The 6,734-nt window shown below is 72.7% G+C and carries 6 protein-coding genes; all 6 read left to right on the top strand.

The genetic code is table 11. The annotated features are described in order from the left end of the window. On the top strand, positions 1-823 hold an 823-nt coding region (hpnC, locus tag EBH09_RS31250; protein ID WP_121750218.1), incomplete at its 5' end, for a squalene synthase HpnC. After that, positions 820-1,770 carry a presqualene diphosphate synthase HpnD gene (hpnD, locus tag EBH09_RS31255; protein WP_193776631.1) on the top strand — a complete coding sequence of 317 codons (951 nt, stop codon included), beginning with the start codon at positions 820-822 and terminating at the stop codon, positions 1,768-1,770. The genes hpnC and hpnD, both read left to right, overlap by 4 nt. Further along, positions 1,770-1,928, top strand: a complete 159-nt coding sequence (locus EBH09_RS39450) for a DUF6380 family protein (protein ID WP_121750219.1) — start codon at positions 1,770-1,772, stop codon at positions 1,926-1,928. The genes hpnD and EBH09_RS39450 overlap by 1 nt, the downstream gene beginning before the upstream one ends. Beyond that, positions 1,925-3,361, top strand: coding sequence for a hydroxysqualene dehydroxylase HpnE (hpnE, locus tag EBH09_RS31265; protein ID WP_121750220.1), 1,437 nt, complete (start codon positions 1,925-1,927; stop codon positions 3,359-3,361). Before EBH09_RS39450 ends, hpnE begins: the two co-directional genes overlap by 4 nt. Before the next feature lie 68 nt (positions 3,362-3,429). Further along, positions 3,430-4,494 carry a polyprenyl synthetase family protein gene (locus EBH09_RS31270; protein ID WP_193776741.1) on the top strand — a complete coding sequence of 355 codons (1,065 nt, stop codon included), beginning with the start codon at positions 3,430-3,432 and terminating at the stop codon, positions 4,492-4,494. A gap of 117 nt (positions 4,495-4,611) precedes the next feature. Continuing rightward, a complete protein-coding gene (gene shc, locus EBH09_RS31275) occupies positions 4,612-6,675 on the top strand; it encodes a squalene--hopene cyclase (protein WP_121750222.1) in 2,064 nt (687 codons plus the stop codon). The last annotated feature ends 59 nt before the right edge of the window (positions 6,676-6,734 follow it).

Below are 6,734 nucleotides of genomic sequence, written 5' to 3' on the forward strand. Positions count from 1 at the left end.
GGCCCCCTTCTTCCTGCCGCGCGACTGGCGCACCGACCTCATGGCCGTGTACGGCTTCGCCCGCCTCGTCGACGACATCGGTGACGGCGACCTGGCCCCCGGCGGCGCCGACGCCCGCCTCCTCGGCGTCCCCGCCGACCGCGCCGAGGACCGGCTGCTGATGCTGGAGGCCTTCGAGGACGACCTGCGCAGGGTGTTCGACGGAACCTCCCGCCACCCCTTGCTGCGCCGCCTCCAGCCGACCGTGCGCCGCCGCTCGCTGACCCCCGATCCCTTCCTCGGCCTGATCGCCGCCAACCGCCAGGACCAGCTGGTCGGGCGGTACGAGACCTACGACGACCTCCTCGGCTACTGCGAGCTGTCCGCCAACCCGGTCGGCCGGCTGGTCCTCGCCGTCACCGGTACCTCGACGCCCGAGCGGATCCGCCGCTCCGACGCGATCTGCACCGCCCTGCAGATCGTCGAGCACCTCCAGGACGTCGCCGAGGACCTGGGCCGCGACCGGGTCTACCTCCCCGCCGAGGACATGAAGCGCTTCCACGTCCTGGAGACGGACCTCGCCGCACCCACCGCCGGCGCGTCGGTACGGGCCCTGATCGCGTACGAGGCCGGGCGCGCCCGCGATCTGCTGGATGAGGGCGCGCCCCTGGTGGGTAGCGTCCACGGCAGGCTGCGCCTGCTGCTCGCGGGGTTCGTGGCGGGAGGAAGGGCGGCCCTGCGGGCGATCGCCGCCGCCGACCACGACGTACTTCCCGGCCCGCCCAAGCCCGGCAAGGTCCAGTTGCTGCGCGAGGTGGGCGTGACCCTGCGAGGAGAGAGGTGATCGGGCCCGTGGAGTCGTCAGCGCACGCGTCGGCACCGGTGCTCGCCGCTTACAGCTACTGCGAGGCCGTCACCGGACAGCAGGCCCGCAACTTCGCCTACGGCATCCGGCTGCTGCCGACGCCCAAGCGCCGGGCGATGTCGGCGCTGTACGCGTTCTCGCGCCGTGTCGACGACATCGGCGACGGGGTGCTGGCGGACGACGTCAAGGTCGCCAGGCTCGAGGAGACCCGGGCCGTGCTCGCCCGCATCCACGAGGGCGCCGTCGACGAGGACGACACCGACCCGGTCGCCGTCGCTCTCGCCCACGCCGCGCGTGCCTTCCCGATTCCGCTCGGCGGCCTCGACGAGCTGATCGACGGCGTCCAGATGGACCTGCGGGGCGAGACCTACGAGACCTGGGACGACCTGAAGGTCTACTGCCGCTGCGTGGCGGGCGCCATCGGACGCCTCTCACTCGGCGTTTTCGGTACCGAACCGGGGGCGCGCGGCGCCGAGCGCGCGCCCGAGTACGCCGACACGCTCGGGCTCGCGCTTCAGCTCACCAACATCCTGCGGGACGTCCGTGAGGACGCCGAGGGCGGGCGGACCTACCTGCCCGCCGACGACCTGGCCAAGTTCGGCTGTTCGGCCGGATTCAACGGACCGACGCCACCCGAGGGCTCCGATTTCGCGGGCCTCGTGCACTTCGAAGTGCGTCGGGCCCGCGCCCTCTTCGCCGAGGGCTACCGGCTGCTGCCCATGCTCGACCGGCGCAGTGGCGCCTGCGTGGCCGCCATGGCCGGCATCTACCGCCGCCTCCTGGACCGCATCGAGCGCGATCCGGAGGCCGTGCTGCGCGGCCGGGTATCGCTCCCCGGACGCGAGAAGGCGTACGTCGCCGTGCGGGGCCTGTCCGGTCTCGACGCCCGGCACGTCACCCGGCGGGCCGTCAGGAGGCGCGTCTGATGGACACATCCGGCACACTCGACACGCCGGACCCGGGCGATGCCTCCGGCGTAGCACGGTGGGCAACCCTCCGGTGGCGGCCGGCGTCCCTGACTGAGACGGTCTGCCGTACGCCGTTCAAGCACCGCGGCGACCGGACAGGGAAGGGCGCACCATGACGCACGGCAACGGCACGCGTGACGGCGGGCAGCTCACGGACGTCTCGGCCCTCCGCCCCGGCGGACACGCCGTCGTGGTCGGTGGCGGGCTCGCCGGGGTCACCGCCGCGCTCGCGCTCGCCGACGCCGGGGTGCGCGTCACCCTGCTCGAAGGCCGGCCTCGCCTGGGCGGGCTCGCCTTCTCCTTCCGGCGCGGCGACCTCACCGTCGACAACGGCCAGCACGTGTACCTGCGCTGCTGCACCGCTTACCGCTGGTTCCTCGACCGTATCGGGGGGACGGCGCTCGCTCCCGTGCAGAACCGTCTCGACGTGCCGGTCCTCGACCTGGCCAGGCCGGAGGGGCGGCGGCTCGGCAGACTGCGGCGCGACGCGCTGCCCGTACCCCTGCACCTGGGGCGGAGCCTCGCCACCTATCCGCATCTCTCGCTCGCCGAGCGCGCGAGTGTCGGGCGTGCCGCGCTCGCGCTCAAGGGGCTCGACCTCGCCGACCCGGCCCTGGACACCCAGGACTTCGGCAGCTGGCTGACCAGGCACGGTCAGTCTGCGCGCGCCGTCGAGGCCCTGTGGGACCTGGTCGGCGTCGCCACCCTCAACGCGGTCGCGGGCGACGCCTCCCTGGGGCTCGCCGCGATGGTGTTCAAGACCGGTCTGCTGTCCGACCCGGGCGCGGCCGACATCGGCTGGGCCCGCGTCCCGCTGGGCGAACTGCACGACGGTCTGGCCCGCAAGGCGCTCGACTCCGCGGGCGTCCGTACCGAGGTCCGTACCCGCGTCACCTCCGTCTGTACGAACGAGAACGGCGGCTGGAGCGTTCAGGTTCCCGACGAGACGATCGAGGCGGACGCGGTCGTCCTCGCCGTGCCGCAGCGCGAGGCGCACGACCTGCTGCCCGCCGGTGCGCTCGACGCCCCCGGAAACCTTCTGGAGATCGGCACCGCGCCGATCCTCAACATCCACGTGATCTACGACCGCAAGGTGCTCGCCACGCCGTTCCTCACGGCTCTCGGCACTCCGGTCCAGTGGGTGTTCGACCGTACCGAGGCCTCCGGGCTGAAGGAGGGTCAGTACCTGGCGCTGTCGCAGTCGACCGCGCAGAACGAGATCGACGAGCCCGTGGCCGCGTTGCGCGAGCGGTACCTGCCCGAGCTGGAGCGGCTGCTGCCCCGCACCCGGGGTGCCGAGGTCAAGGACTTCTTCGTGACCAGGGAGCGCACCGCGACCTTCGCTCCCGCCCCCGGCGTCGGACGGCTCCGGCCCGGCGCCCGTACCAAGGCACCCGGCCTCTACCTGGCCGGAGCGTGGACCGCCACAGGGTGGCCCGCGACCATGGAGAGTGCGGTTCGCAGCGGTGTCGGGGCGGCGGGCGCCGCGCTCGGCGCCCTGGGCCGGTCCCGCGGCCTCCTTCCCGATTTCTTCGAGGAGGCGGCGTGAAAGCCGATCCGCGTGGGACCGACTCCCGCACTCCCGGCACCGCAACTGGAGGAAAGACTGTGCCCACTGTGCCCCCGGCCCCGAAAGCCGCTCCGAGGACCACGGTGGACGTGACCGCGCTCCTGGAGCGCGGCCGGACCCTGTCCACGCCGGTCCTGCGGGCGGCCGTCGACCGCCTGGCACCGCCCATGGACACCGTCGCCGCCTACCACTTCGGCTGGATCGACGCCCAGGGCAAGCCCGCGGACGGCGACGGCGGCAAGGCCGTCCGCCCCGCGCTCGCGGTGCTCTCCGCCGAGGTGACCGGTGCCGCGCCCGAGGTAGGCGTGCCCGGCGCGGTGGCCGTGGAACTGGTGCACAACTTCTCCCTCCTGCACGACGACCTGATGGACGGCGACGAGCAGCGCCGCCACCGCGACACCGTCTGGAAGGTGCACGGCCCCGCCCAGGCCATCCTCGTCGGCGACGCGCTGTTCGCGCTGGCCAACGAGGTGCTCCTGGAACTGGGCAGCGTCGAGGCCGGCCGCGCCACCCGCCGCCTCACCAAGGCCAGCCGCTCCCTGATCGACGGTCAGGCCCAGGACATCTCCTACGAGCACCGCGACCGGGTCAGCGTCGAGGAGTGCCTGGAGATGGAGGGCAACAAGACCGGCGCGCTGCTCGCCTGCGCCAGCTCCATCGGAGCGGTGCTCGGCGGCGCCGACGAGCACACCGCCGACACGCTGGAGAAGTACGGCTACCACCTCGGCCTCGCCTTCCAGGCCGTCGACGACCTCCTCGGCATCTGGGGCGACCCGGACTCCACCGGCAAGCAGACCTGGAGCGACCTGCGCCAGCGCAAGAAGTCCCTCCCCGTCGTGGCCGCCCTCGCGGCGGGCGGCCCCGCCTCCGAGCGGCTCGGCGAGATCCTCGCCGCCGACGCCAAGACCAGCGACTTCGCGAACTTCTCCGAGGAGGAGTTCGCGGCCCGCGCCGCCCTCATCGAGGAAGCGGGAGGCCGGGAATGGACCGCCGACGAGGCACGCCGTCAGCACACCATCGCCATCGAAGCCCTCGACGCCGTCGACATGCCCGACCGGGTGCGGGACCGGTTCACGGCACTCGCGGACTTCGTCGTCGTACGAAAGAGATGATCACTATCGGTCGAATAGCCCTCGCGTAGTCGCCGGCCGGTGTCGCGGGTAGACGAGCACCGGCCGACGGCGGACCCACAGCAGAAGCACCACTTGTTACTGCACGAAGGGGAAGCCATGACAGCGACGACCGACGGAAGCACCGGGGCCACCCTGAAGCCCCTCGCAGCCGCGGCCAGCGAAACCGACATCACGATCCCCGCGACGGCGGCCGGGGTACCAGAAGCCGCCGCACGCGCCACCCGGCGCGCCACGGACTTCCTGCTCTCCCGGCAGGACGCCCAGGGCTGGTGGAAGGGCGACCTCGAGACGAACGTCACGATGGACGCCGAGGACCTGCTCCTGCGCCAGTTCCTGGGCATCCTGGACGACGGGACCACACACGCCGCCGCCCTCTTCATCCGCGGCGAGCAGCGCGAGGACGGCACCTGGGCCACCTTCTACGGCGGCCCCGGCGACCTGTCCGCCACCATCGAGGCCTACGTCGCCCTCCGCCTGGCCGGCGACTCGCCCGACGCGCCGCACATGGCCAGGGCGTCGGACTGGATCCGCACCCGGGGCGGCATCGCCTCCGCCCGCGTCTTCACCCGGATCTGGCTCGCCCTGTTCGGCTGGTGGAAGTGGGACGACCTGCCCGAACTCCCGCCGGAACTCATCTACTTCCCCACCTGGGTGCCGCTCAACATCTACGACTTCGGCTGCTGGGCCCGGCAGACCATCGTGCCCCTCACCATCGTCTCCGCGAAGCGGCCGGTACGTCCCGCGCCCTTCCCGCTCGACGAGCTGCACACCGACCCGGCCCTCCCCAACCCCCCGCGGCCCCCGGCACCGGCGGCGAGCTGGGACGGCGCCTTCCAGCGCCTCGACAAGGCACTGCACGCCTACCGCAAGGTCGCCCCGCGCCGGCTGCGCCGGGCCGCGATGAACACCGCCGCCCGCTGGATCATCGAGCGCCAGGAGAACGACGGCTGCTGGGGCGGCATCCAGCCACCGGCCGTGTACTCGGTCATCGCGCTCTACCTCCTCGGCTACGACCTCGAACACCCCGTGATGCGCGCCGGCCTGGAGTCGCTGGACCGCTTCGCCGTGTGGCGCGAGGACGGCGCCCGGATGATCGAGGCCTGCCAGTCCCCGGTGTGGGACACCTGCCTGGCCACCATCGCGCTGGCCGACGCGGGCGTGCCCGCCGACCACCCGCAGCTGGTGAAGGCCGCGGACTGGATGCTCGGCGAGCAGATCGTGCGCCCCGGCGACTGGTCGGTGAAGCGGCCCGGACTCCCGCCCGGCGGCTGGGCGTTCGAGTTCCACAACGACAACTACCCCGACATCGACGACACCGCCGAGGTGGTCCTCGCCCTGCGCCGGGTCAGCCACCACGACCCGGAGCGGGTGGAGAAGGCGATCGGCCGCGGCGTGCGCTGGAACCTCGGCATGCAGTCGAAGAACGGCGCCTGGGGAGCGTTCGACGTCGACAACACCAGCTCCTTCCCCAACCGGCTGCCCTTCTGCGACTTCGGCGAGGTCATCGACCCGCCGTCCGCGGACGTCACCGCGCACGTCGTCGAGATGCTCGCCGTGGAGGGCCTCGCCCACGACCCGCGCACCCGGCGCGGCATTCAGTGGCTGCTGGACGAACAGGAGACGGACGGCTCGTGGTTCGGCCGCTGGGGCGTCAACTACGTCTACGGCACCGGCTCCGTCGTTCCCGCCCTGACCGCCGCCGGACTCCCCGCCTCGCACCCGGCCATCCGCCGCGCGGTGACCTGGCTGGAGTCCGTCCAGAACGACGACGGCGGCTGGGGCGAGGACCTGCGCTCCTACCGTTACGTCAGGGAGTGGAGCGGCCGGGGCGCCTCGACCGCCTCGCAGACGGCCTGGGCGCTGATGGCCCTGCTCGCGGCGGGGGAGCGGGAGTCCAAGGCCGTCGAACGCGGTATCGAGTGGCTGGCCGCCACCCAGCGGGAGGACGGTTCCTGGGACGAGCCCTACTTCACCGGGACCGGCTTCCCCTGGGACTTCTCCATCAACTACCACCTCTACCGGCAGGTCTTCCCGCTCACCGCGCTGGGCAGGTACGTGCACGGTGAACCCTTCGCCGGGCAACCGCACGCGGCGGCGGTCACCGCCCCCGCCGGGCAGCCCTCGACCGAGACGTCCGCGGCCGAGGTGAAGGGCAGCTGATGAACCGACAGTCCGGCCCGTCCCCGCTGCTGATCGCCTGCGCGCTCGGCATCGAGCAC

The organism is Streptomyces sp. E2N166, assembly GCF_003671715.1.
Lineage (GTDB): Bacteria > Actinomycetota > Actinomycetes > Streptomycetales > Streptomycetaceae > Streptomyces > Streptomyces thinghirensis.